The organism is Prosthecobacter sp. (assembly GCF_044222345.1).
Lineage (GTDB): Bacteria > Verrucomicrobiota > Verrucomicrobiia > Verrucomicrobiales > Verrucomicrobiaceae > Prosthecobacter.
Window position 1 is genome coordinate 56441 of sequence record NZ_JBGANL010000026.1, and the last position, 23577, is coordinate 80017.

Annotated in this window: 18 protein-coding genes; 10 read left to right on the top strand and 8 right to left on the bottom strand. The window is 59.8% G+C overall.

What is annotated here, in order from left to right:
- Window positions 1-188: 188 nt before the first annotated feature.
- Window positions 189-665 (top strand): glycine cleavage system protein H, encoded by a 477-nt coding sequence (locus ACILSL_RS15010; RefSeq protein ID WP_395732860.1) that lies wholly within the window; start codon window positions 189-191, stop codon window positions 663-665.
- 975 nt (window positions 666-1640) lie between these two features.
- On the opposite strand, the gene ACILSL_RS15015 is transcribed toward ACILSL_RS15010, so the two are convergent.
- The 4 genes from ACILSL_RS15015 to ACILSL_RS15030 all read right to left on the bottom strand — a co-directional run bounded on the left by ACILSL_RS15015 (window position 1641) and on the right by ACILSL_RS15030 (window position 8771).
- Window positions 1641-4991: a PVC-type heme-binding CxxCH protein gene (locus ACILSL_RS15015; RefSeq protein ID WP_395732861.1), complete on the bottom strand. Its 3351-nt coding sequence runs from the start codon at window positions 4989-4991 to the stop codon at window positions 1641-1643.
- A gap of 31 nt (window positions 4992-5022) precedes the next feature.
- A complete protein-coding gene (locus ACILSL_RS15020; protein ID WP_395732862.1) occupies window positions 5023-5847 on the bottom strand; it encodes a DUF1080 domain-containing protein in 825 nt (274 codons plus the stop codon).
- A gap of 445 nt (window positions 5848-6292) precedes the next feature.
- Entirely contained in the window at window positions 6293-7489 is a 1197-nt protein-coding gene (gene nspC / locus ACILSL_RS15025) for a carboxynorspermidine decarboxylase (RefSeq protein WP_395732863.1), read from the bottom strand.
- A 205-nt stretch (window positions 7490-7694) separates the two neighbouring features.
- A complete protein-coding gene (locus ACILSL_RS15030; RefSeq protein ID WP_395732864.1) occupies window positions 7695-8771 on the bottom strand; it encodes a sugar kinase in 1077 nt (358 codons plus the stop codon).
- An 83-nt stretch (window positions 8772-8854) separates the two neighbouring features.
- Between ACILSL_RS15030 and ACILSL_RS15035 the strand changes: the two genes are divergently transcribed.
- From ACILSL_RS15035 to ACILSL_RS15055, 5 genes are all read left to right on the top strand, one after another.
- The gene (locus ACILSL_RS15035) at window positions 8855-9454 is read left to right on the top strand and encodes an acyloxyacyl hydrolase (RefSeq protein ID WP_395732865.1); all 600 of its coding nucleotides are present in this window, start codon (window positions 8855-8857) and stop codon (window positions 9452-9454) included.
- 55 nt (window positions 9455-9509) lie between these two features.
- Complete coding sequence (locus ACILSL_RS15040) at window positions 9510-10739, top strand: serine hydrolase domain-containing protein (protein WP_395732866.1); 1230 nt, start codon at window positions 9510-9512, stop codon at window positions 10737-10739.
- Between the two features lie 258 nt (window positions 10740-10997).
- The gene (locus ACILSL_RS15045) at window positions 10998-13727 is read left to right on the top strand and encodes a DUF6797 domain-containing protein (RefSeq protein ID WP_395732867.1); all 2730 of its coding nucleotides are present in this window, start codon (window positions 10998-11000) and stop codon (window positions 13725-13727) included.
- 63 nt (window positions 13728-13790) lie between these two features.
- Window positions 13791-14012, top strand: coding sequence for a hypothetical protein (locus tag ACILSL_RS15050; protein WP_395732868.1), 222 nt, complete (start codon window positions 13791-13793; stop codon window positions 14010-14012).
- The gene (locus ACILSL_RS15055) at window positions 14009-14755 is read left to right on the top strand and encodes a zeta toxin family protein (protein WP_395732869.1); all 747 of its coding nucleotides are present in this window, start codon (window positions 14009-14011) and stop codon (window positions 14753-14755) included. The genes ACILSL_RS15050 and ACILSL_RS15055 overlap by 4 nt, the downstream gene beginning before the upstream one ends.
- Window positions 14756-14863: 108 nt before the next feature.
- Here ACILSL_RS15055 and ruvA read toward each other — a convergent pair whose 3' ends face one another.
- The 3 genes from ruvA to htpG form a co-directional block, all read right to left on the bottom strand.
- Window positions 14864-15469, bottom strand: coding sequence for a Holliday junction branch migration protein RuvA (gene ruvA, locus ACILSL_RS15060; protein WP_395732870.1), 606 nt, complete (start codon window positions 15467-15469; stop codon window positions 14864-14866).
- Window positions 15470-15797: 328 nt separating this feature from the next.
- On the bottom strand, window positions 15798-17090 hold the full coding sequence (locus ACILSL_RS15065; RefSeq protein ID WP_395732871.1) for a phenylacetate--CoA ligase family protein: 1293 nt from the start codon (window positions 17088-17090) through the stop codon (window positions 15798-15800).
- A 160-nt stretch (window positions 17091-17250) separates the two neighbouring features.
- A complete protein-coding gene (gene htpG, locus ACILSL_RS15070; protein WP_395732872.1) occupies window positions 17251-19095 on the bottom strand; it encodes a molecular chaperone HtpG in 1845 nt (614 codons plus the stop codon).
- 229 nt (window positions 19096-19324) lie between these two features.
- Here htpG and ACILSL_RS15075 point away from each other — a divergent pair, with 229 nt between their 5' ends.
- The 4 genes from ACILSL_RS15075 to ACILSL_RS15090 are packed head-to-tail and all read left to right on the top strand — an operon-like array spanning window position 19325 to window position 21691.
- Window positions 19325-19762 carry a YidB family protein gene (locus ACILSL_RS15075; RefSeq protein WP_395732873.1) on the top strand — a complete coding sequence of 146 codons (438 nt, stop codon included), beginning with the start codon at window positions 19325-19327 and terminating at the stop codon, window positions 19760-19762.
- A 50-nt stretch (window positions 19763-19812) separates the two neighbouring features.
- A complete protein-coding gene (locus tag ACILSL_RS15080; RefSeq protein ID WP_395732874.1) occupies window positions 19813-20067 on the top strand; it encodes a hypothetical protein in 255 nt (84 codons plus the stop codon).
- Window positions 20064-20474 (top strand): type II toxin-antitoxin system VapC family toxin, encoded by a 411-nt coding sequence (locus ACILSL_RS15085; RefSeq protein WP_395732875.1) that lies wholly within the window; start codon window positions 20064-20066, stop codon window positions 20472-20474. The genes ACILSL_RS15080 and ACILSL_RS15085 overlap by 4 nt, the downstream gene beginning before the upstream one ends.
- 26 nt (window positions 20475-20500) lie before the next feature.
- On the top strand, window positions 20501-21691 hold the full coding sequence (locus tag ACILSL_RS15090) for an ABC transporter permease (protein ID WP_395732876.1): 1191 nt from the start codon (window positions 20501-20503) through the stop codon (window positions 21689-21691).
- 93 nt (window positions 21692-21784) lie between these two features.
- On the opposite strand, the gene ACILSL_RS15095 is transcribed toward ACILSL_RS15090, so the two are convergent.
- Window positions 21785-23566 (bottom strand): ABC transporter ATP-binding protein, encoded by a 1782-nt coding sequence (locus tag ACILSL_RS15095; RefSeq protein ID WP_395732877.1) that lies wholly within the window; start codon window positions 23564-23566, stop codon window positions 21785-21787.
- Window positions 23567-23577 lie beyond the last annotated feature (11 nt).

A 23577-nucleotide genomic window follows, 5' to 3' on the forward strand; every position in this document is an offset into this window, starting at 1 on the left:
CCGCCTCAAGGTGGGACTGCCATGCGTGCCGGTCCTGGGTGTGGCAAGGTGCAAGAATCGAGGACGAGTTCGAGTAAGAGGACGAGGACGATCTCGTTCGGCGATGCGCTTTGACCGCTTGATTGCGCAGCAAGCTTGACGGCGCAGCCATCCTGACCTCCGATTCTTACTCCCCTCCCCTTTTCTTCATGCTCAATTTTGTCCGCTTCAAGCACGCCCGGTTTTCCGCCCGTTTCCCTGATACTTTTCGCTACTCGCGCTCGCACTACTGGATGGCTCCGGTGGAGGGGGAGACGAATCTGTGGCGGGTGGGCTTCACGAAGTTTGCGACGCGGATGCTGGGTGAGTTGGTGGACTGCGAGTGGAAGCCGGGGGATGGGGCGAAGGTGACGCCTGGAGACAACATTGGCTGGGTGGAGGGCTTCAAGGCGGCGTCTGATGTTTACTGTGTGATGAACGGTGCCTTTGCGGGTGGGAATCCGGAGCTGAAGGTGGATGCGTGCATTGTGCGCAGTGATCCTTATGAGCAGGGCTGGCTGTACAGCGTGCGTGGCGAGCCTGAGGCGGAGAGCATGGATGTGAACGGTTATATTGAGCTGCTAGGCGGGACGATTCAGAGGATGGCGGAGGAGGGGCATGGGGAAGAGGGAGCGGAAGAAGCGTGAAGGATGCGGAATGAAGGCGCGGAGTTTTGTCGTGTGAGCGGAGCGCTCAAAACGGGCGGGCTGTCGCCACACCCATTCTACGGCATGCGTGCGATGGCGATGGGCGGAAGCGAACGAGCCGGTTGAGTCATACCACCAACCGTTGAAAAGGGGTCTCGGGGCAGCTGTGGTGAAATGCGCCTGACATCCATTGAGCCCCGCCCCCATTTTCGACATTCCAAGGACGGCGCACCTTTTTCAGCGCCCCAGACGCTGCAGACCCGAAACTTCGGCCCCGACGCAGCGGGGCCCTACCAGCCCTGCTGTGCGCGCCGCGCATGCAGACCCGTTTTCATTGCGCATGGTATAAAGCGCACGCTTTGACGATGCTGTGAACCATTGAGGCTTGCGCAATAGACTGACACGAATGGAGTGTGGCGAAGACCCAGGCTCCGCGTAGCGTAATGGCAGGGAGACGCTGCTGGAGGGCGCGGCGCGCGAAGAAGGCGATGGGTTTGCTTCCCGGATTGGCTGCCGGAACCCAGGGGAGCACTCGCTAAAGCTCGGCACCCCTGGGCTGAAAGACGGAAGGCCGTTGGCCTTCAAAGCAACGGAAGCCAGTCTATTATGCAAGTCGCCATAAGTTCACAGTGTGGCGTGGATCGGACTTTCCTAATGCGGTTTCAGGACTCCAGACCGCACTCGGAGAGTGCGGAGCACGTCACTATGGAGCGGCAGGGCGTGGGGTGGTCTGGGGGTCTTGGGCGGGGTGAGAGCGCTACTTGCAGGCAGGAGTGCCTGCATCACTTTCTCCTGGGCGTGGGGTGGTCTGGGAGTTCTGGGCGGGGTGAGAGCGCTTACTTGCAGGCAGGAGTGCCTGCATCACTTTCTCGGAGAGTGCGGACCACGCCGCGCTGGGACGGCTGGGCGTGGGGTGGTCTGGAGGTCCTGGGCGGGGTGAGAGCGCTTAGTTGCAGGCAGGAGTGCCTGCATCACTTACTTGCCGAGGAGGAAGGCGAGGAGGTCGGCCATCTGGTCTTTGGTGATGGCGGCTTCGAGGCCGACGGGCATGAGGGTGTGGTCGAGGGATTTCATTTCCTTGATGGAGCTGCGGGCGATGGTTTCCTTGGCGCCGCCCATCATGGCGAGGACGATGGCGTCGCCGGTTTCGCTTTGGATGAGGCCGGAGAGGGTGCGGCCATCTTTGGTTTCGACGGTGTAGGCGCTCCAGCGGGCCTCGAACATGCGGTTGGGATCGAGGATGTCTGAGAGCAGGCCTTCCGGGGGCTTCACTTTGACGTCGGAGAGCGGTGGGCCGACATCGACACCGATGCTGCCGTGCTTGTGGCAGGTGATGCAGATGGTGGCGAAGACCTGCTGGCCTTTTTTGGCGTTCCCTTTCATGGTGGTGGCGACCATGTAGTCCTGCACGACTTTCGCGCGGTCGCTGCTGGCTTCACCGAAGAGTTTCTTGGCGAGCTCGGGCATTTCGCCGGTGCCGCGCTGGTAGCGCCAGCGGGTTTCGACATCGACCCAGGCGGTGGGGAATTCGCCGGTCTCCATGCGCTTGAACAGAGCGAGTGCGGTGGTGGCGTTGGCGGTGAGGACGGGGACGAGATCGCGCTTCAATGCAGGGCCGGCTTTCGGCAGGAGCTCATAGATGAGCGGAGCGGTGGTGGTGGCGGGGTATTTGCGCAGCAGAGCGAGTGCGGCCAATGACAGCTCCGGAGGCTGGCTGGTGGTGAGGAGGGTCTTCACGACAGGCTGCACGGCATCCCACTTGCGCTGGCCAAGCAGGGGCATGACGGCGAGGCGCTGATCGAGCGGCGCTTTGTTGTCGGCGATGATTTCGTCGATCTCGGACTGCAGGGTGGCGATTTCCTTGGCGGCGTCTTCGTGGCCTTTGGGAAGCTTGGCGAGGCCTTGCAGCAAAGCGGGTTTCCACCAGAGGAGTTTGCCGGGCTCTTTTTGCAGAAGGGAAAGCAGAGCGGTCACGTCTGCGGCCTCAGCATCGGCGATGGCACCCAGGGTGAAGGTGCGGATCGTGGTGCTGCGGATTTCGGAAAAGGTTTTGAAGAAGTCATCGCCCAGGGAGCTGAGGATGCGGCCCATCTGCTTGCTGGCGGAGGAGGCGACCATTTTGGCCATCCATGGGTCTTCGGGATACTTTGCGATGAGAGCGCTCAGTTCCTTGGCATCGGTGATGGTCTGAGCTTTGAGGAAGGCGATGCGCTCGGCGTGCTCAGGCGGGACATCGCCCCAGCCGACTTCAGGAATGTCGTGGTATTTGCCGGGGGTCTTGGTGACGAGTTTTTTCGTACCCTTCGGAACCACGCGCCAGATGCGGCCTTCGTTTTCGCCCTGGCGCATGTCGTGGGTTTTGACGAACTCCTCGGGGAAGAAGCGGGCGTGGTCGATCCAGCGGCGGTAGATGTCGCAGATGTAGATGGCACCGTCGGGGCCGGTGGTGAAGTTCACAGGGCGGGACCATTCGTCGCTGCTGCGGAAGAACTCCGTGCGATCGCCAACACGGGTGGCTTTGAGGGAAGCGCCGTTCGGTGTGATCTTGTAGCGGGTGACGAGCTGGCCGGTGGGATCCGGGACGAAGACGTTGTTTTTGAGCTCGGGCATGAGCTGGCCACGATAGACACCGAGGCCGGAGCAGGCGGTGTTGGTGCCGGCGTGCGCGTCTGCGGTGGTGTGGGTGATCTGCAGGGGGAAGACGCGGGTGTCGGCGCCGAAGGGGGCGATGTCTTCGAAGTTCTGCGTGATGCCGGCGCGTGGATTGCGCTGCATGGCCTCCCAAGGCATGACGGTGAACATGAGGGGATTGCGATTCGAGCAGTAGAAGTGGTGGCCGTAGTCATCGAACGCGCCGCCGTACTGGCCTTTGCCGCCGGTGGGGGTGATCTTGTCCGTCTTCGGGTCCCACTTGAAATTGCTGCCGGGGATGTTCACGACATCGGCGGGTTTGTCGGCGGGATAGATTTCGCGGGCATCAAGGCCGTTGTTGAAATGCACACAGCCATCCAGGCCCCAGCGGGGAGCGCTGACCTGAAGCTGGGCGTGCTTGGGATTGAAGCCTTTGATGAGGGATTTGATCTCGTCGGCCTTGCCATCGCCATCGGTGTCTTTGAGGAAGAGGATCTGGGAGCGGGTGGTGGCGATGAGGCCGCCATTGTAGGGGAGGAGGCCCTGCACGTTGTCCATGTGATCGGCAAAGGTGACGGCCTTGTCCATGCGGCCATCGCCATCTTCATCGGTGAGAAGCTGGATGCGGGAGAGCCAGGGATCGCCGGGGTTGGGCGGGCCCAAGGGGTAGTCGCGCATGTCTGCGACATACATGCGGCCCTTGGCATCCCAGGTGCATTCGACGGGGTCGAGCACGAGAGGTTCGGCGGCGACGAGCTGGACTTCATAGTCACCGTCGAGCTGAATGCGCTTGCGGGATTCTTCGGGAGAGAGGGCTTTGGACTGACCGTCGCGCACGGCACCGATGTCGCTGCCGCCGCTGGCCTGGATGGCGCTCCACTTTTCTTTGAACTCGCCGAGGGGATACAATTCATAGCGGCGCACGAGCATTTCCGCGCCTTCAGTCTGGAGGAGGATTTTGCCTTCGGCGGGCTTGCAGTCGAAGGCTTCATTGACCATCGCGCCGTTGACGAAGTATTGCAGCGTATCGCCTTTGGCGATGACTTCGAGGCGGTTCCACTCGCCGGAGGGTGACTCGACATCTTCGCGGCCACGGAAGCCGACTTTGTCCGCCCAGTCAACGTCACGGTGTTTCCAGTTGATGCGGCCCGACGTCACGGTCTGACGGGGCTCGCCCTTCTTCCAGATCTTTTCCTTGTCACGGTCGAGTGCGAACTCGGCGGAGAGGGAGGTCGTCAGCACGGTGCCGTCGGCAAGCTTGGGTGAGAGCACGAGGATGTCACCCACGCCGCCTTCGATGATCTGGGCCTCGATGCTGGCCATCCAGGTGTCTGCGAAAGCGCCATGCGGGCCATAGGCGTGAAGCAGGATGCCGTTGTCCTTGGCGGCCTTCTCGCGCTTGCCCCAGGTCTTGGCGCCCCATTTGAATTCAAGGACCAGATGGTAGTCACGAAAACTGTCCTTGGTGGCGACATAACCATAGCCACGGCCGCTGATGCGGAAGGTGCCGTCTTTGTCGAAGGTCCAGATGTCCTTGGGGGCATCGTGGAAGTCCGCCTTCGGATTCACATGATAGTCGACGTTGCCGGCTTTGATGACGCCGAGCAGATCAAGCTTCGCTTTGACAGGTTCGACGGCAGACAGGTGGCCAGCGAAGCACGTGGCAAGCACGGACAGGAATGGGAGAAGACGCATGGAGTGGAATACGGCGGGGGTGGGCATATCATTACGGCGTGTCTGCACAGGATGCGCCGAGAGGATACAGTTCGTAACGGCGCACGAACATTTCCGCGCCTTCGGTCTGAAGGAGGATTTTGCCTTCGGCAGGTTTGCAGTCGAAGGCTTCGTTCACCATCGTGCCATTGACGAAGTACTGGAGCGTGTCGCCCTTGGCGATGACTTCGAGGCGGTTCCATTCGCCGGAGGGCAACTCAACCTCGTTTCTGCCACGGTAGCCGACTTTGTCCGCCCAGTCTTCATCACGGTTCTTCCAGTTGATGCGGCCCTTGGTCACGGTCTGACGGGGCTCGCCTTTCTTCCAGATTTTTTCTTTGTCGCGGTCGAGCGCGTACTCGGCGGAGAGGGAGGTGGTCAGCTCGGTGCCGTCGGCGAGCTTGGGGGAGAGGACGAGGATGTCGCCCACGCCGCCTTCGATGATCTGGGCCTCGATGCTGGCCATCCAGGTGTCACCATAGGCGCCGTGAGGACCGTAGGCGTGGAGGAGGATGCCGTTGTCCTTGGCGGCTTTTTCACGCTTGCCCCAGGTTTTGGTGCCCCATTTGAATTCGAGCACGAGGTGGTAGTCGCGGAAGTTTTCCTTGGTGGCGACGTAGCCGTAGCCGCGACCGCTGATGTGGAAGGTGCCGTCTTTGTCGAAAGTCCAGATGTCCTTGGGGGCATCATGGAAATCGGCCTTGGGATTGACGTGGTAATCGACGTTGCCGGATTTGATGACGTCGAGGAGGTTGATCTTCGCTTTGACGGGTTCGATGGCGGAGAGAAGGCTGAAGGAACAGACCGACAGCATGGAAAGGAGGGGAAGGATGCGCATGGGGTGATTACGGCGAGAGTGAGCGTATCATTACGGAGTGAGGGGCCGTGATGCAGACACGATTGAGGCCAAACTTGGTGCTTTTGTGACGGGAGGGGACCACACGCAGTTGAACAAAGGTCAGTTCCTCTCCCCAAGAAGCCGGGTCGAATGGAGAATCACGCGATGGCCTAGACAACATGATGCAGCATTTTTTTACAAACACTGCTGCTGGCCGCCGGATGTGGCGTGGCACCCGATTTGCTTCCCAATCTTATGCTGCCATACCCAGGGTCAACTCGCCAAGGCTCGGCTGACCCTGAGCTTGAATACGCAGTCCTTTCGGGGTTGGTGTAAAGCGGAAAGGAGTGCGAAGAGGGACTCCGAAAAAGAACAAACGGAGCTGTCTCATGGAACGATGAATGTCATGAGACGCTCGCTTTGCGGGCAGGAGTGCCCGCATCACTTAGGAGAGCTTGTTGCGGAAGTCGGGGTAGCCGAAGCGGCGCACGACGCGGTATTCCTTTGTGGCGGGGTCGTAGATGGCGATGTCGGGATGGGGGACGCCGTTGAAGGTGGTGGTTTTCACCATGGTATAATGTGCCATGTCTGCGAAGACGAGGCGCTGGCCAATGCGGAGGGGCTCGGGGAAGGAGAAGCCGCTGAGGACGTCTCCGGCGAGGCAGGAGGTGCCGCCCATTTTGTACTCGTAAGGGTGCTCTCCGGGGAGGCCGGCACCGAAGATGTGGGGGCGGTAGGGCATCTCCAGGGTGTCCGGCATGTGGGCCGTGGCGGAGATGTCGAGGATGGCGGTGGGGGTGGGAGCCTCGATGATGTCCTGCACTTCGGCGATGAGGTAGCCGGTGTTCAGGCCGGCGGCTTCGCCGGGCTCGATGTAAACGTCCTTGCCCCACTTCTCGCGGAAGGTGCGGAGGACGCGGATGAGAAGGTCCACATCGTAGTCTTTGCGGGTGATGTGGTGGCCGCCGCCCATGTTGACCCACTGCACCTGTTTGAGCAGGCGGGGGAAGCGTTTTTCGACGGCGGCAACAGTACGCTCGAGGACATCGCTGTCCTGTTCGCAGAGGGCGTGGAAGTGGAGACCTTCGATGCCGGTGAGGTCTTCGTCTTCGAGGAGGTCCGAGCGAATGCCGAGGCGGCAGCCGGGGGAGCAGGGATCGTAGAGAGAGACTTCGACTTCGGAGTGCTCCGGGTTCACGCGGATGCCGGGGCTGGGCGCGTGGCCGGTAGCGGCTTTGGCGGCATCCAGCATGGGCTTGAACTTCCGGAACTGAGCGAGGGAATTGAAGCTGAGGTGATGCGAGATGGGGATGATCTGCTGCATCTCCTGCGGTTTGAAGGCGGGGGAATAGACGTGGACTTCCTTGCCGAACTCCTGGGCGAGCAGCGCTTCATTCAGGCCGCTGGCGCAGCAGCCACTGAGGTATTCCCGCATGATGGGGAACACGCTGAACATGGAGAAGCCTTTGAGCGCGAGGAGCACGCGGGCACCGGATTCACTCTGCACATGGGCGAGTTTTTCCATGTTCTTCCGCAGCAGCGCGACGTCCACCACGTAGGCAGGGGTTTCGATGGCGTTGATGTCGAAGGCCGGAAAGGGCTGCTCGTAAACGTGGGGAGGAGTGAAGGAAGTGGAGGCCATTCAGGGAAGGAGCTGGGGCGAGGAATAGGGAACGATGGAGGGAAGAGGCAAGGGGCGAAAATGACGAATGAAATCCGAATGCTCCAAGCATGACTGGCACTCAGGTTAGTCTGGCCTCAAGCGCGCAATCGGCGGCTGGGAAGATTGTAAACTGAGAACTGAAAACTGAGAATTTCAAATTGGCCGGAGGCGGAGCCGTGGTTCATCAGCGCTGCACTTTGGCGTCGCCGCCTTCGGCGAGTTTTTGGACTTCGGGGAAGGTGGCCATGCTGGTGTCTCCGGGGGTGGTCATGGCGAGGGCGCCGTGGGCGGCACCGTAGTCGACGGCTTTCTGCGCATCGTTTTCCACGAGGAGTCCGTGGATGAGGCCGGCCACGAAGCTGTCGCCCGCGCCGATGCGGTCGAGGATGTCGAAGCGGGGGTAGTTACGGCTGCGATGGAAGCTGCCTTTGTGCCAGCAGAGAGCGCCCCAGTCATTGACGCTGGCGGTGTGCACACGGCGCAGGGTGGCGGCGATGGTGTGCAGATTGGGGTACTGCGAGGCGAGCTTTAACATCATGGGACGGAGCTTGGCGTCTTCGGCGGCGAAGATGTCGGAGGGGTCCGTGGGCGTGGAGGAGGAGACGGGCGGCTCGTCGCTTAGGACGCCGATCATGACATTGACGTAGGGGGCAAGCTGGCGGTTCAGCGCCTGCGAACCGGCGAAGCCGCCGCGCTCCTGCCACAATGAGGGGCGGTAGTTGAGATCGTAGCTGACGGTGACGCCGTGTTTTTTGGCGGCCTCGCAGGCCTGGATGGTGATCTCGGCGGTGGATTCGGAGAGGCCGGCGAAGATGCCGCCGGTGTGGAGCCACTTGCAGCCGAGGGTGCCGAAGAGGTAATCGAAATCGAAGTCGCCGGGCTTGAGCTGCGAGGCGGCGCTGTGGCCGCGATCGACGCTGCCTTTGGCCCCGCGCACGCCGAAACCGCGCTCGGTGAAGTTGATGGGATTGCGGACGCGCTTGCCCATGCCGTCATAGGGCACCCACTTGATGAGGGAGGAGTCCACGCCACCCTGGAGGATGAGGTCCTCGATGAGGCGGCCGATTTCGTTGTCGGCAAAGGCGGTGAGGATGCCGGAGCGGAGGCCGAAGCAGCGGCGGGCACCGCGGGCCACATTGTATTCGCCGCCGCCCTCCCAGGCGGTGAACTGGCGTGAGGTGCGCACGCGTCCCTCACCGGGATCGAGGCGCAGCATGACTTCACCGAGGGAGAGGAGATCGTAGGCAGGATGGGCGGGCATGGGGCGCTAGATATGAAGCGCGACGGGGCAGTGGCAAATAACTCCTCACTGGAAAATGTGCCGGGATGAGCTATCGCTGGAGCATGATTCGTCTTCTTTCCTGCATTGTCTGCGCGCTGGTGGTCTCTACAACGGGCTTCTCCAAGTCCCCCGTAGCACCTGTGGAGCTGAAGCCCTGGGACAAAGGTGCCATTGAATTTGAGACGGGCATGCTGTGGAAAGTCGGTGGAGACACGACTTTTAATTACCGCATCATTCCCTTCATCGTTTCCTGGCGCACGCCGGAGTGGTTTGGAATGCATTTTCGCAATGGCTCCGCGCTGGTGGTGCGGCAGAAATTTTCCGCGATGGCGAATTACATCGAGACGGGATCTGAGAACCGCTACCTCGGGCTTTCGGGAGGTGGGGTGATCGAATGGTGGAACCCTAGCGCGACTTGGAACATCTTTGGCTCCGCAGGTGGCGGGGTGGGCTGGATCGATGCGCAGAGTGCGCCCGGCGGCCAGGGTCAGGACTTTACTTTGAACTGGTACAGCCAGCTCGGTATCTCGCACACGCTGACTCAAGACTGGTCTGTGAATGCGAGTGCGATGTTTCAGCACATGTCCAACGGAGGGCAGACGAATCCGAATCCGGGACTGAATGCGCTGGGCATTTTGATCGGTGTGCGCAGGAGTTTTTGAGCCGGGGCAAAATGGGGCTGGCCAGATGCGGCAGAGCATTTCATGGTGATGAACCATGAGCCTTCGACTTCTGACCGCCCTCGCTTTCATCACTGCTTCGCTGCACGCTGCTGATGTTTATTTCCCGCCGCCCGACAGTGAGGGTGGCTGGCGTGAGGCGAAGGGGGAGAAGGAATGCCGCGAGCTGGGGGGCATGGATCTGGTGAAGCTGGAGCCTGCGTATGTGATGACAGAGCGCTCGACGGGAAACGGAGGGCTGGTGGTGGTGCACAAGGGGTATCTGGTGTTTGAGAAATACTTTGGCCGTGCCAGCCGCAACAGCAATCCGGACATGGCGTCCACGGGAAAGGCGTTTTGCAGCATCGCCTGCGGGATCATGCTGAATGAGTTCAAAGACAAGATCCCGGAGGGGCTGGACACCAAGGTGTTTACTGAGAAGTATCTGCCGGAGGCTTTTCCGCTGAATGATCCGCGCAAGGCGGAGATCACGCTGGGGCAGCTGCTGTGCATGACGGGCGGCTACTGGGGTGAAGGGCAGACGCCGACGGGTTATGTCAAAGGTGATCCGAAAGCGCGGCAGCTGAAGCCGGTGCCGGGGCAGAACATCAAGGATCTGGACAAGTCATCGCTGAATGTGCCGCTGTGGACGAATCCGGGGGCCGGGTATTCGTATTCCTCCCCTTCCCCGCACATTGCGAGCATCGTGCTGCGGCATGTGACGGGCATGGAGCTGAAGGATTACATTGATACGCGGCTGGCGAAGCCGCAGGGCTGGGGCGCGTGGGACTACTGCCTGCACCGTGGCGACTACGTGATGCCGCATGCGAATGGCGCGGGCAGCACGGCGCTGCATGCCACGGATGCGGTGCGCATGGGCTACTGCCTGGCGCATGGTGGCAAGTGGAAGGATCAGCAGCTTGTGCCGGCGGATTACATCAAGAAGTGCCAGACGTGGAGCCCGTACAATCCGCACACGCCGTTCTCGCTGCAGTTTGAACACAATGCGGATGGTCACGTGGCGGGGGCGCCGAAGGATGCGTTTTGGAAATCGGGCGCGGGTGGTTTTTGCCTGTATGTGGTGCCGTCGCTGGATCTGGTGATTTACAAGCTGGGGGGCAAGGACGGGCAGTATGACCCGACGCTGACGCGGATCCCGCAGCCGGAGCAGAAGCATGACCGGGACAACTGGCAGCCGATTCCGGGGAATGCGTTCATGGAGGGCAGCGGTGCGGCTTCACTGAACCGCGTGCTGGAGATGGTGTGTGCGGCGGTGAGGATTGAGTAGGCGGAGCGTGGTGGCGAAGAGATCCAGTTGCGGCGCAACTGGGCTACTTTGCTGGCACTGTCTTCGATTGGTTTGAGGCTCAGCGCAGGCGACGGAGGCTGCGGTCGCGCTGACCGACAGGCAGGAACCGGAGCGCAGCGCAGATAGCCAGCCGCAGGCTGCCCGCAGGGCGAACGCAGTGAGGCAATGCTCATCGTACTTTCAGCAAGGCGTACATGATTGACAGATCGGGCGCGCGGCGCCTGTTGTGTGTTTCCCATGAAGTTTTGCTCGTTCCTCGCCTTCCTGTCTCTTGTCACCTGCTCGCTTGCTGCGGACAAGCCTGCTGCGCCTTCGCCGTGGGGTGATTTTGTGGAGAAGGATTTTCCGTTTTTCAGCAGCGTGCTGGATGCACGGGAGGTGGGAGAAGGTTTTCCGAAGGACAATCTGACGCCGCGTGGGATTGTTTTGAATCTGGGGAATAATCTGTGGGCGTGCTTTGACACGGATCTGCTGCGGATCGCGTGCATCTGGGAAGGCGAGGCTGGGAAGCCGCCGGTGAGCGCGGAGGCGCTGGCGCCGGGGTCCTACCATGTGGCCGGGCAGAAGACGAAGGACGGGCAGGATTTTCTGCCGAAACCGATTGGCAAGGTGTGGCTGGCGAATGGGATTTATCCGGGCTGGCAGGTGGGGGAGAAGCCGAGCTTAACTGATCCGCGTGAGCCGACGCCGAGTCCGGAGGAGGTGGGGAGAGGGCCGCTTCCACCCAAAACAGGCCGCTTTCTCAGCGTAGAACGAACCGCAGAAGGATACGAACTGGTTTACGAAGTGTTCGGCGTGAGCATTCGTGAGCTGCTCAGTTCTAAGCCACCGGTTAATCAACATAACCCACCTGCTGTCATTCGCCGGATCACTATCGGGCCCAGAAGTTCAACACTGACCTACATTACAAGTTACGATGGAGGAGCGCATGAACGCTGGGTCAAATCTTTGTCTCCAGACAAGCTCAAGGAATACCAGCGGCAGCTTGGTATGGATGATGAGACTGGCACAAGAAACGGCTCCCTGACTCGGAGAAGCACAGCGGATGATGAGCCCCGAACACTGATGATCAAGCCTGGCGAAAAACCAGAGGTTATCGAGATGATCTGCCCGTCCCCCCAAAGCGCTTGGGTTTTGGGAAGCCTCTCGAAAAAGGAAAGCCTATTCAAAGAAAAGCCCCCCATTGACTCCTGGCCCCAAACCCTCACCACCACCGCTGCTCTCTCCCCCAAGCCCGACGCCTACGTCATCGACGAAATTCCCCTGCCCCTTGAGAATCCGTGGAAGCGGAATGTGAGGCTGGCGGATGTGGCGTTTTTGAATGACCAGGGGGATGCGGCGGGGGTGACGTTTGATGGGGATGTGTGGCTGATCTCGGGGTTGAAGGGGGATTTGGAGAAGGTGACTTGGAAGAGGTTTGCCAGCGGGCTGCATGAGCCGATGAGCATCGTGGTGCGCGGCAGTGACATTCTTGTCTTTGATCGCAATGGGATCTGGAAGCTGGTGGACGCCAACAACGACAAGGAGTGCGACCGGTATGAGATGTTCTGCAATCTGTTCGCGCAGACGGCGGAGACGAGGGAGTTTCCGAATTCGATGAAGCTCGGGCCGAAGGGGGAGCTGTATATTTCCAAGGGTGGGCAGGAAGGGACGACTTATGGGAAGCACAACGGGACGGTGATCAAGATCGCGGCGGATGGGAAGTCGATGGAGGTGATCGGGTATGGGCTGCGGCAGCCGTTCGTCGGGGTGAATCCGAAGACGGGGCTTGTGACGGCGAGCGATCAGCAGGGCAACTACGTGCCGTCCACGCCGCTGCACATCATTTCGGATCATCACTTCTACGGGCATCTGCCGACGATCGCGCCGAAGGAGAAGTATCCGGAGACGATCACGGAGCCGCTGACGTGGCTGCCGCATCCGGTGAATCCGAGCGGGGTGACGCAGACGTGGCTCTACGGGGCGAAGATGGGGCCGGTGAATGATGAACTGATCCACATCGGCTACAACCGGCCGGAGCTGTTCCGGGTGCTGATGAATTCGCACTTTGAAAAGCCGCAGGCGGCGGTGGTGAGCTTTAACCGCAACTTTGATTTCCCGACGCTGAATGCGGTGGTGAATCCGGCAGACGGGCAGCTCTACGTGGTGGGTTTCCAGGTGTGGGGCACGGTGGTGAAGAAGATCAGCGGGCTGGCGCGTTTGCGCTACACGGACAAGCCGCGGGTGCTGATCAAGGAGGTGACGCCGACGGACAAGGGGCTGCTGCTGAAGTTCAATGCGAAGCTGGATCCGAAGCTGGCGACTGATCCGGACAGCTTCAACGCTGAACGCTGGAACTACAGGCGCACCTTTGACTATGGATCGCCCCATCTGAAGCTGGATGGCAGCAGCGGTCAGGAATGGATGACGGCGAGCAGCGCCTACCTGAGCAAGGACGGGATGAGTGTGCTGGTGGGCTTTCCAGACATGAAGGCCGGGGTGCACCAGATGCGCATCGGCTGGGGGCTCAAAAGTGCGGATGGACTGAAGGCGGAGAACACGGCGTATTTTTCACCGTGGGAGCTCATGCCGTTTGATGCGAAGAAGGAAGGGTTTGATGAGAATCTGAAGGTGGACCTCACACCGCGCAAAGCGGCTGCAGTGGCGACGGTGAAGGCGACTGCCGAAGAAGGTGAGCGCCTGTATCAGATGTTTGGCTGCATGGCCTGCCATAGCACGGATGGGACGCTGGTGGGCAAGGTGGGGCCGAGCTGGAAGGGGCTGTATGGCAGCGAGCGTGAGATCGCCAAAGGGCAGAAGGGCAAGTTCAAGGCGGATGAGGTCTATCTGCGTGAGTCGATCACGAATCCGAGCGCGAAGGTCGTGAAGGGCTTTGAGAAGTTTGATACGGGGATGCCGATCTACAACGGCATCCTCAATGAAGGGCAGATTGAGAGCCTGATTTTGTACATCAAGAGCTTGAAGTAGGGGCGAGGAGGGGCACTGCAAGGACGTGGTTGATATACCCATCTGGCGCAGTATTCTCCCACCATGTCTGACCAAGAAATCCAGGTGCTCGAAAGCCAGTTTCCGGCGGTATCCGGCCAGGCTTTCGCCGCTGCACGTGAACGTGTGCTGGCTTCGGGTCAGAGTGTGCTGCAGTCTGAAGGAGGCTTTATCTATCGAGTCTTCCCGGATGGTCACAAAGAGGTGGTCAAGCAAATCGCCCCCCCCACTCGCGTTAAACCTGGCACGATTTATCTGATCAAGTGAGCCAGGAGAAGGCCAGGCTGCGCATGTTTGCAGGGCCAAATGGGTCAGGTAAAAGCGTGCTAAAATCCTATCTTCCTGAGTCGCTGCTGGGTGTCTATCTAAACCCGGATGAGATTGAGGCATCCCTCAAAGTCCACGGATATGTGGACATGCGAACCTTCGACGTTCACACAACGAAAGACGAAGTGCTGCCACTTTTTACCAAATCGAATCTGCTCACTCAGCAGAAACTTGCTGAAGCCGCACGAAGTTTGAGCTTTGCAGAAGACCGACTTTATTTTCCTCCGGCGACGATCAGCAGCTACTTTGCCTCTGTGCTGGCGGATTTTCTGCGACAGAAGCTGCTGGCAGCGCGTCGAAATTTCACCTTTGAGACAGTGATGTCCCATCCAAGCAAGGTCAGCCTGCTTCAACAGGCTCAGGAAGCAGGTTACCGCACTTACCTCTATTACGTGGCTACGGATGACCCAGCCATCAACATCTCCCGTGTGGAAAACCGTGTCAAATTGCATGGCCACGATGTCCCCGCTGAACGAGTGGAAGCGCGCTACCACCGGTCTCTTGACCTGTTGATGTCCGCCATACGCGTCACGAACCGTGCTTACATTTTCGACAATTCCACGGACAATGCCGACCACAGCCATACCTGGCTGGCGGAGATCACCGATGGTCGGAGACTGGAGTTAAAAACCGATCAGATCCCGGAATGGTTCAAGCGTTCTGTTCTGGATAAGATTGCCTGACTGATAAAGTCAGAGCTTGGCGTTCAAAAGCGATGTACGGCAGGGGCTTGCGCAAGGTGCACTCTCCTCTGAAACAGAACTTCCTTGTTCCTCAGGTACAAGGGAACTTTAGTTCATGCTGCGGAGGGCTTCGCGGATGAGTTTGTCGGCAGTGTCCATGCCGGGCTGTTTGGCCAGTTCGTTGACGGCTTTGATGGCTTCGCTCTGCTTGTAGCCCAGCGCGATGAGTCCCAGCACGGCGTCGGTCTGCGCCTCCTGCTTCGGATCGTGAGCGCCTTTGGCGGTGCGGGAGGCCTGCCAGGCATCGACGACGCCGACTTTGTCCTTGAGCTCGAGCACGATGCGCTCGGCGGTCTTGCCGCCGACGCCTTTGATGCGGGAGAGGGATTTCACATCTCCGCTGATGACGGCATCCTTGAAGGCGGCGACGGGCATGCCGCTGAGGACGCTGAGGGCCATCTTGGGGCCAATGCCGGAGACGCGGTCCATGAGGAGGCGGAAGAGATCGCGCTCGTCTGCGGTGATGAAGCCGAAGAGGGTGTGGTCGCGGTCGGTGACGTGGTAGTGGGTGAGAAGCTGCACTTCTTCACCGGGCTGCGGGAGCTTGTCGAAGGTGGTGAGGGGGATGAGGACGAGGTAGCCCACGCCATTGACGTCGATGGTGGCACGGTGAGGGAGGGCTTCGGCGAGGCGGCCGCGAAGGAAGGCGATCATGCGGGCATGAAGGCGGGCAGGTGCGAAGGTGCAAGCGGAGGTTTGATGCGAACGGCAGGGATTGATCCGTGCTCTTTTCTATAACCATGCAGGTGCATGACGTCGCACGGGCCTACGGCTCGTCCCCTCCCCCAGAGATGAGATGGCAATTGCCCAAGACGCCCTTGGGAGTGAGATGCGGATGAAGACACAGCATGCGGGCGAAGAGTGATCGTCGCCCCTCACCCCTGCCCTCTCCCCCGAGGAAAATATTCTTGCCATCGTGTGTCAGGGGCGGGGAGAGGGAGAACCGCTTTGGCTGATCTGGATTGATAGGCCACGCCCCCCTCTAGCTCGGCAGGTCCTGATAGCTGGGTGATTTGAGTACGAGGCGGAATTTGGCTGTTTTGGGATCGATGGGCAGAGAATCGACACGCTCGATTTCAAACACGACATTCTGCATCTGCTTTTCCTTCAAGATGTGCTGAAAGTGGTGTGTGACCTGCTCGACAGCTTCGCGGCAGCGAGACTCTGTGCAGCCATCTTCAAGACAGACACGAATCCGAAATGAGGACAAACTTTCCAGCATGACCTGCCATGCGCTCAGCCCTGGAATCGCCAGATCAAGGATGACAAAAGGATGAATGAAGTCCCTCTGGCCATTTTCGTTGATGAAGACCAGCGCATTTTCCTGCCGCCCGACCAGGCCCTGGACCTTGGTGTAGGGGTATGAGTCTTTGCGTGGCCTTTCGTCAGGCAGCAAGACATCGCTCATGCGGTAACGAATCAACGGCATGGTGTCGTTGAAGAGATTCGTCACGCAGGTGTGGTCCGCATGGAGTTCGAAGATCAGATCATCCTCCATCAGGTGCATGCCGTCACTGCCCGGCAGCGTGAGCCCCATGTAAAGATGCTCGGTGGAGGCATAGATGTTCATGACCTGGGTCTGAAAGGCCCGCTCGATCAGCGCGCGCGCGTCCGGCAGCAGGGGCTCGCCGCCACTGGCCACGCGCCAGGGCCGGATGCGGAGTTTTCCCTGAAGCTGGGCCTCGGCCAGCTCCTTGAGCATGGTGGCATACCCAGTGACGACCCGGGGCTGGAAGGCGTTCAAATCTTCGATCACCTCATGGATCGGCTGCAGCACATCATAGGCGCGCATCTGGTAAAAGAGCTTGTTGGCTCCTTGATTGCCCGACTGCGCAAGATTGACGCCACCGGAGTGCCCCGTGGCGACGCCCACATAAGCCACGCGCTGCCGCAAACGCAGAGGTGCCACTCTCACCCCAAGGCTGGCGGCTGAAATCCACGCCGCATGTGAGAAGACATGGCAGGCAAACTGCCCGGAAGACCCGGAGGTGTTCATGACATGGTATTTGCCATCAAACAGATTTCCCCCGTCCGAAGACTGGGCCAAAAAATCCACGACTCGAGCACGTGTGATACGACGATCTGTAACGATGTCATCAAAATGCCGGGCAATGTCCTGCTTGGTCAGCACCGGAAAATCGGTGGGGACGCAGGTGCGAACATCAATGCCCCGCTCCTGGATGATGGCGCGGTAGTAAGGTGAATGTGCCTGAGCATGAGCCGCCAGCCGCCTGAACTTCTGCAACTGACGTGCCTGAAGCTGCTCACGTGACATGCGCAGGGCGGTGCGATGATCCCAGAGGGACCGAAGCCAAAGCCAGGGATCTTTTAACGCTCGCAGGCTCATGATAATATAAAGAGGGCGTCGCAACTGCGACGCCCTCTGAGGGTAATTACGGAAGCGGTGAACTCAATGACAAGATTGAGCCGTCCACTTATGCGGAGAGCTTTTCCATCAGCTTCTGCGTGCGCTCGATGATGCGCTGCGGCTCATCCAGCAGGCCGGCGGAGAGCAGGGCATTGTCCAGAATCTGCTCGGAGATGAGGCCGGCGGTTTCGGGATCTTTGGCGCGGAGGGCGGAGAGGTTGCGGACGAGCGGGTGGCGCGGATTGATTTCGAAGATGACCTTCGAGCCGGGCATGTCGCCGTCTTTGCCCATGGCCTTCATCATCTGGCGGATCTGCGGGCTCATCTCGCCTTCAGGGGTGAGCACGAGGGCGGGGCTGCCGACGAGACGCTTGCCGGTGCGGACGGTTTCGACCTGGGTGGCGAGGCGTTCTTTGATCCAGTCGCAGAGGGAGGTGGCGTCAGCTTCAGCCAGGGCCTCGCCTTCGCCTTCGCCGGTGGTTTCGCCGATGTCGATGTCGGGGGCGTTGACGGACTTGAGGTCTTTGTCTTCGAACTTGCTGAGGCTGGAGATGACGTATTCGTCGATGTGCTCAAACATGTAGAGCACTTCGAAGCCCTTGGCCTTGAAGGCGGCGACGTAGGGGCCGCTTTCGATGGTGCTGCGGGAGGTGGAGACCTGGTAGTAGATCTCCTTCTGGTCTTCCTTCATGCGCTTCACGTATTCGGTGAGGCTGACGGTCTCGCCGGGCTCGGTCATGCTGGATTCAAAGCGAAGCAGCTTGGCGATGGCATCGCGATTGGTGTGATCCGTGGCGATGCCTTCCTTGAAGAAGCGGCTGAAGTTGGCGTAGAATTCGTTGTACTTCTTGGGGTCTTCGACGGCTTCCTTGTCGAGGTGCTTGAGGAGGCGCTTGGCGACGACATCACCGAGCTTGCGGACGAGGGCGCTGTCCTGCATGGACTCGCGGGAAATGTTCAGCGGGAGGTCTTCGCTGTCGATGACGCCACGGACAAAGCGCATCCACTCGGGGAGGAGCTTCTTGGGTTTTGGATCGATGAGGACCTTCTTGCAGTAGAGGCCGACATTGGGCTCCATCTGGCCCATGCCGTAGGATTCCATGTTCTGCGTGGGGGTGAAGAGCAGCGCATTGATGGCGATGGGGGACTCGGCCTGGAAGTGGAGGCGGTAGCTGGGATCATCAAAGGCGTGGGCGGCGAAGCGGTAGAACTCGGTGTACTGCTCGTCGGTGATGCTGTCCTTGGACTTGAGCCAGAGGGCCTCGACGGTGTTGACGCGCTCGGTGTCGAGAATGACCGGGAAGGTGACGAAGTTGGAGTATTTTTCCAGGACCTGCTTCACGCGATGCTTCGTGGCGAACTCGGCGGCGTCTTCCTTGAGATGCAGCACGATTTTGCAGCCGCGTGCCTCTTCGGTGGATTCATCAATGGTGTAGCTGGTGCTGCCGTCGCTGGTCCAGACGAGGTGCTCGCCTTCGGTGCGCCAGGAGTGGGTGTGGACCTCGACTTTGTCTGCCACCATGAAGGCGGAGTAGAAGCCGACGCCGAACTGGCCGATGAGGGAGGCGTCGTTTTGCTTGCCTGCGTTCTTGAGAGCAGCGGCAAAGGCCTTGGAGCCGGAGTGGGCGATGGTGCCGAGGTTTTCGACGAGTTCTGCACGGGTCATGCCAATGCCGTGATCGGCGATGGTGAGGGTGCGTGCGGCTTCATCGGTGGTGATGGTGACTTCCAGCGCGGCGGAGGGGTCGAAGACCTCTTTTTCCGTGAGCTGGGTGAGGCGCATCTTTTCCATCGCGTCGGCCGCGTTGGACACGAGCTCGCGAATGAAGATCTCGCGGTCAGTGTAGAGGCTGTGAATGACGATATCGAGGACTTGTTTGACTTCGGCCTGGAATTCGTGGGTTTGGCTCATGGTAGTTTTTCGTGGGTTTGGGGGCGGAGAGAGTAGCGGGTGGGTGTGGGAGGTCAAGTGTGCTACACTTCCATTGGCACGTGGTGAAGAGGGGGCATGAGGAATTGAAAAGTGGGAACTGAAAACTGAGAATTGCAAATTGGCCGGAAGCCAGGAGACGACCGAGGGGAGAAAGGACGCATGGAGTGGCCTTGACTTTGGCATCCCCTCCCCCACACTCGCCGCACCTATGGGACTTTTCGATTCACTCGCCAAAAACGCGCTGGGCAGCATGCTCGGCGGCTCTGCCAAAATGGACCCCGCAGCGATGCTCTCCGGCCTGCTGAATGAAGCAGGCGGCCTGAACGGCATGATGGCCCAGTTTGAGAAAGCGGGCATGAGTGAGATTTTTTCCTCGTGGGTGGGAACGGGAACGAACCTGCCGATCAATGCCGATCAAATGAAGGCCGCAGTGGGAGAAGAAAACCTGCAGGCGCTGGCAGGCAAAGTGGGCATGCATGTGCATACGGTGCAGCCGCTGCTGACGCAGTTTCTGCCGCAGATCATCGACAAACTGACGCCGCAGGGGCACATCCATGACAACAATCCCAGCGGCAGCCAGATTCAAAGCGTGCTGACGAGTGTGATCAGCAGCGGACTCGGCGGATTGTTTGGCGGCGGGCGCTAAGCTCAAGAAGCGCGTTGCAAATACTGCGGTTTTCCCGCATGATTGTGTCAGTGAATGCATCCGTTGCCGACTTTCTGCTGAACACCGCCTCATACCTGCGCAAGGTGATGGAGGGAGAGCAGGTCTGTCTGACCAACGAAGGACGTGTGCAGGCACGCATCACTCCGGAACGTGCATGCCCGAACGAACAGCCTGTGCAGGAGAAAATCGAGCAGGCACGACGGCTCAAGGCACAACTGGCCGCAAAGTACAGCGATGATGATTGGACGACGCAAGATTATCTTGAGGCGGGAAGACGCGCATGATGATTCTCGTGGCGGATGCAAATGCAGCGCTGGGCACGGTGCTTCCCGGCCACGACGAGAAGGTGGCAGAGGCTTTCCTGCAATGCATCGCCAATGGTGATGCCATATGTGTGCCACCGCTGTGGCTGCTGGAAACTCTCAATGTTCTGCTGGTGCGTGAGCGACGGAAAAAACTGGACGCGAACGAGCGAGACCAGGCAATCACCTGCATTCACGGTTATCCCGTAAGAGTGAATGAGGAATCCACAGCCCACATTGCTGAGATCCAGCGACTGGCGACCAAACACACACTCAGTTCGTATGATGCATCATACCTCGAACTGACATTGCGCCTCAAATGCCCATTGCTCTCCTCTGACAATGCTTTGTGCGCAGCGGCACGAGCCGAGGGAGTGACTTTGCTTTGAATCAACCCCTGATAATTTGACCTCCCATGCTACGCCTTGCCCTGAAAATGCTGTTTGGTGACACGGCGAAGTACCTGATGCTGGTGGCAGGCCTGACCGTGGCGACGTTTTTGATGGCTCAGCAGACAGCGGTGTTTTGCGGACTGATGAGCTGGACGAAGTCGACTCTGAAAAACGTCCCGGCACCGATCTGGGTGGTGGAGGAAAAGGTGGAGCAGGTGAATGAGACGAACCCGCTGCTGGACACGGATGTGGCGCGTGTCCGAAGTGTGAGCAGCGTGGCCTGGGCTGCGCCGATCTATTCGGGCATCCAGCGTGTGCGGCTGGAAAACGGGAATTTCAAAATGATCCAGCTTATCGGCATTGATGCGAACACGCTGGCGGGTGCACCGGCCAAGATGCTGGAAGGCGATCTGATGAAGCTGCGGCTTCCACACTCTGTGATCATTGATGATCTGGGGGTGACGCGACTGGCAAGCAAACGAGGCCAAAAGGTAAAGGTGGGAGATGTGTTTGAGCTGAATGACCAGGAAGCGCGAGTGGTGGGGATCGCAGATGCAGCGACATCCTTCACCGGCGGCCCGTATGTGTGGACGACGTATGAGCGGGCGCTGCAGTATGTGCCAGCGCAGCGCAAGATGCTGCAGGCGGTGATCTGCGCGCCGCGCGAGGGCGTGAGCCTGAACCAGGCGGTGGCGGACATTCAGCGGGAGACGGGGCTGAAGGCCTTCGTGAACCGAGAGGCGGACTTTGGGGAGTTCTGGGCGCAGCGTGGCGGAGGGAAGACAGACAACTTCAATGTCTCGACTGTGTGGTGGTATGTGAAGAACACCGGCATCCCGATCTCGTTTGGCACCACGGTCATCATCGGCCTGCTGGTGGGGATGGCGGTGAGCTGCCAGACGTTTTACTCGTTTGTACTGGAGAACATGCGACACCTCGGCGCACTGAAGGCGATGGGGGCGTCCAACGGCACACTGTGTCTGATGCTGATCACCCAGGCGTTCACTGTTGGCATCATTGGTTACGGGATAGGTTTGTTCCTCACCGCCGGCTTTGCGATGGGAGCGCTCAAGAATGAGCAGCCGCCTTTTTACATGCCGGAGTTTGTGCCGTTTGCCGTGCTGGGCGTGGTGCTGGGCATCTGCACGCTGGCGGCGCTGCTGGGGATCTGGCGCGTGAGCAAGCTGGAGCCCGCGATGGTGTTTAGGAGCTAGGCCTCCCAGAAGGCCCAGCGGCCGCACCCGGAGAGTGCGGTCCACGCCGCGCTGGAGCATTCATGCGCTGGGCTGCCAGCCCACCGATTGCGGCTATTCCAATTGAAGCTTGGCGAGGGAGCCGTAGAGGCCGCCGGGTTTGGCGACGAGTTCGTCGTGCGTGCCGCGCTCGAGGATGGCGCCGCCGGACATGACGAGGATCTGATCACACCGGCGCACGGTGCTGAGGCGATGCGCGATGATGATGCTGGTGCGGTTTTCCATGAGCTTGTCGAGGGCATCCTGCACGAGGCGTTCGCTTTCGGCATCAAGGCTGCTGGTGGCTTCGTCCAGAACGAGGATGGCCGGATCTGCGAGAATGGCGCGGGCGATGGCGATGCGCTGGCGCTGACCACCGGAAAGCTGGGTGCCACGATCTCCAACGAGGGTCTGATAGCCTTCCGTGAGCCCCACAATGAAATCGTGTGCGTTGGCTTTTTTCGCGGCGCTGATAATCTCCTCCTCTGTGGCCTCAGGCTTGCCGTAGGCGATGTTTTCTTTGATGCTGCCGCCGAACAGGAGCACCTCCTGGGGCACGAGGGCGAGATTGCGGCGGAGCGTGGTGAGCGACATGTCGCGAATCGGCTGGCCGTCGATGCGGATTTCTCCGGTGGTCGGATCGTAGAAGCGGAACAACAGCGAGACGCTGGTGGATTTGCCGGAACCGCTGGCGCCCACAAGCGCGATGCGCTGGCCGGCCCTGGCCTGCAGATTGAAATCACGCAGAACGACGGCATCTGGGCGTGTGGGATAGGCAAAGCTGACATCGCGCATGTCGATCTCGCCCTTGAAGCGCAGCTTGGAGGCACCGGCGGTGTCGTCCGGTTCGGTTTGATCACGCAGGATTTCACGCACGCGCTCGGTGGCGCCGAGTGAACGCTGGAGCTGGGTGATAAGCTCAGGAAACTGAACGAAGGAGGCTGCGATCATGCCGCTAAGGCCGGCGAACTGAGTCAGCTCCTCCTTGCCGATGCCGCCGTCATTCAGCATGCGCATGGCGAACCAGGTGACGAGGATCAGGGCGACACTGAAGGCGAAGATGATGAAGGCGATGAACGAGGCGCGGGGGACCGCCGCACGCAGCACGGTGCGGAGGTATTCGCTGAGGTTTTTGTCATACCGGGCGAGTTCGTAGGCCTCATTGCGGAAGGCTTTCACGCTGACGATGCTTTGCAGGCTCTCATCCACCACGACCTGCGAGGCGGCAAGGTTGTCCTGGGCGCGTTTGGTCAGCTTGCGAATGCGCGAGCCAAAGATGGCGATCATCACGATCACCACGGGGATGGTGCCCACCATGAACAGCGACAGCTTGACCGACATGTTCAAAATGAGAACCATGCAGAGAGAGAGCATCACGGTATGACGGATCAGCATGGGGATGGTGACTACCAGTGTTTCGCGCATGGCCTCGACATCGTTGGCAAGGCGGGAAGCGAGTTCGCCGACACGGCGCTGGTTCAGCGTGGCCATGGGCAGACGGATGATGCGGCTGAAGGTGTCGAGCCGCAGGGCGGCCAGCGCACGCTCGGATGCCTTGGCAAAGAGCAGGATGCGAAAGAACGCGATGAACGCCTGCGCCCCCACAATAGCCACCAGAAACCACACACTGTGATTCAGTTCAGCCATCCACTCAGGTCCATGGGCACCCCCGATCCCCCGCCCGGCCACGGCGGCCAGCTCCTTGATAAAAATGATCGTCATGCCGCCCGTGATCGCCAGCGCGATGAGCGCGGGGATGAAGACGTTGTAATGAGGACGCAGGTAGGTCAGGAAAAAGCCAGCGTCTTTCCACGCTGCACGGTCCCACAATTTTTTACTCGCTCGTTCTTCAGCCATGTTTGTTTTCT

Bases quoted from the DNA above. Each gene is read 5' to 3' on its own strand.
- ACILSL_RS15010 (WP_395732860.1), top strand. From the start codon at position 189: ATGCTCAATTTTGTCCGCTTCAAGCACGCCCGGTTTTCCGCCCGTTTC.
- nspC (WP_395732863.1), bottom strand. From the start codon at position 7,489: ATGGCCTCCACTTCCTTCACTCCTCCCCACGTTTACGAGCAGCCCTTT.
- htpG (WP_395732872.1), bottom strand. From the start codon at position 19,095: ATGAGCCAAACCCACGAATTCCAGGCCGAAGTCAAACAAGTCCTCGAT.
- ACILSL_RS15050 (WP_395732868.1), top strand. From the start codon at position 13,791: ATGTCTGACCAAGAAATCCAGGTGCTCGAAAGCCAGTTTCCGGCGGTA.
- ACILSL_RS15085 (WP_395732875.1), top strand. From the start codon at position 20,064: ATGATGATTCTCGTGGCGGATGCAAATGCAGCGCTGGGCACGGTGCTT.
- ACILSL_RS15020 (WP_395732862.1), bottom strand. From the start codon at position 5,847: ATGCGCATCCTTCCCCTCCTTTCCATGCTGTCGGTCTGTTCCTTCAGC.
- ACILSL_RS15030 (WP_395732864.1), bottom strand. From the start codon at position 8,771: ATGCCCGCCCATCCTGCCTACGATCTCCTCTCCCTCGGTGAAGTCATG.
- ruvA (WP_395732870.1), bottom strand. From the start codon at position 15,469: ATGATCGCCTTCCTTCGCGGCCGCCTCGCCGAAGCCCTCCCTCACCGT.
- ACILSL_RS15090 (WP_395732876.1), top strand. From the start codon at position 20,501: ATGCTACGCCTTGCCCTGAAAATGCTGTTTGGTGACACGGCGAAGTAC.
- ACILSL_RS15065 (WP_395732871.1), bottom strand. From the start codon at position 17,090: ATGTCACGTGAGCAGCTTCAGGCACGTCAGTTGCAGAAGTTCAGGCGG.
- ACILSL_RS15015 (WP_395732861.1), bottom strand. From the start codon at position 4,991: ATGCGTCTTCTCCCATTCCTGTCCGTGCTTGCCACGTGCTTCGCTGGC.
- ACILSL_RS15035 (WP_395732865.1), top strand. From the start codon at position 8,855: ATGATTCGTCTTCTTTCCTGCATTGTCTGCGCGCTGGTGGTCTCTACA.
- ACILSL_RS15075 (WP_395732873.1), top strand. From the start codon at position 19,325: ATGGGACTTTTCGATTCACTCGCCAAAAACGCGCTGGGCAGCATGCTC.
- ACILSL_RS15040 (WP_395732866.1), top strand. From the start codon at position 9,510: ATGAGCCTTCGACTTCTGACCGCCCTCGCTTTCATCACTGCTTCGCTG.
- ACILSL_RS15045 (WP_395732867.1), top strand. From the start codon at position 10,998: ATGAAGTTTTGCTCGTTCCTCGCCTTCCTGTCTCTTGTCACCTGCTCG.
- ACILSL_RS15095 (WP_395732877.1), bottom strand. From the start codon at position 23,566: ATGGCTGAAGAACGAGCGAGTAAAAAATTGTGGGACCGTGCAGCGTGG.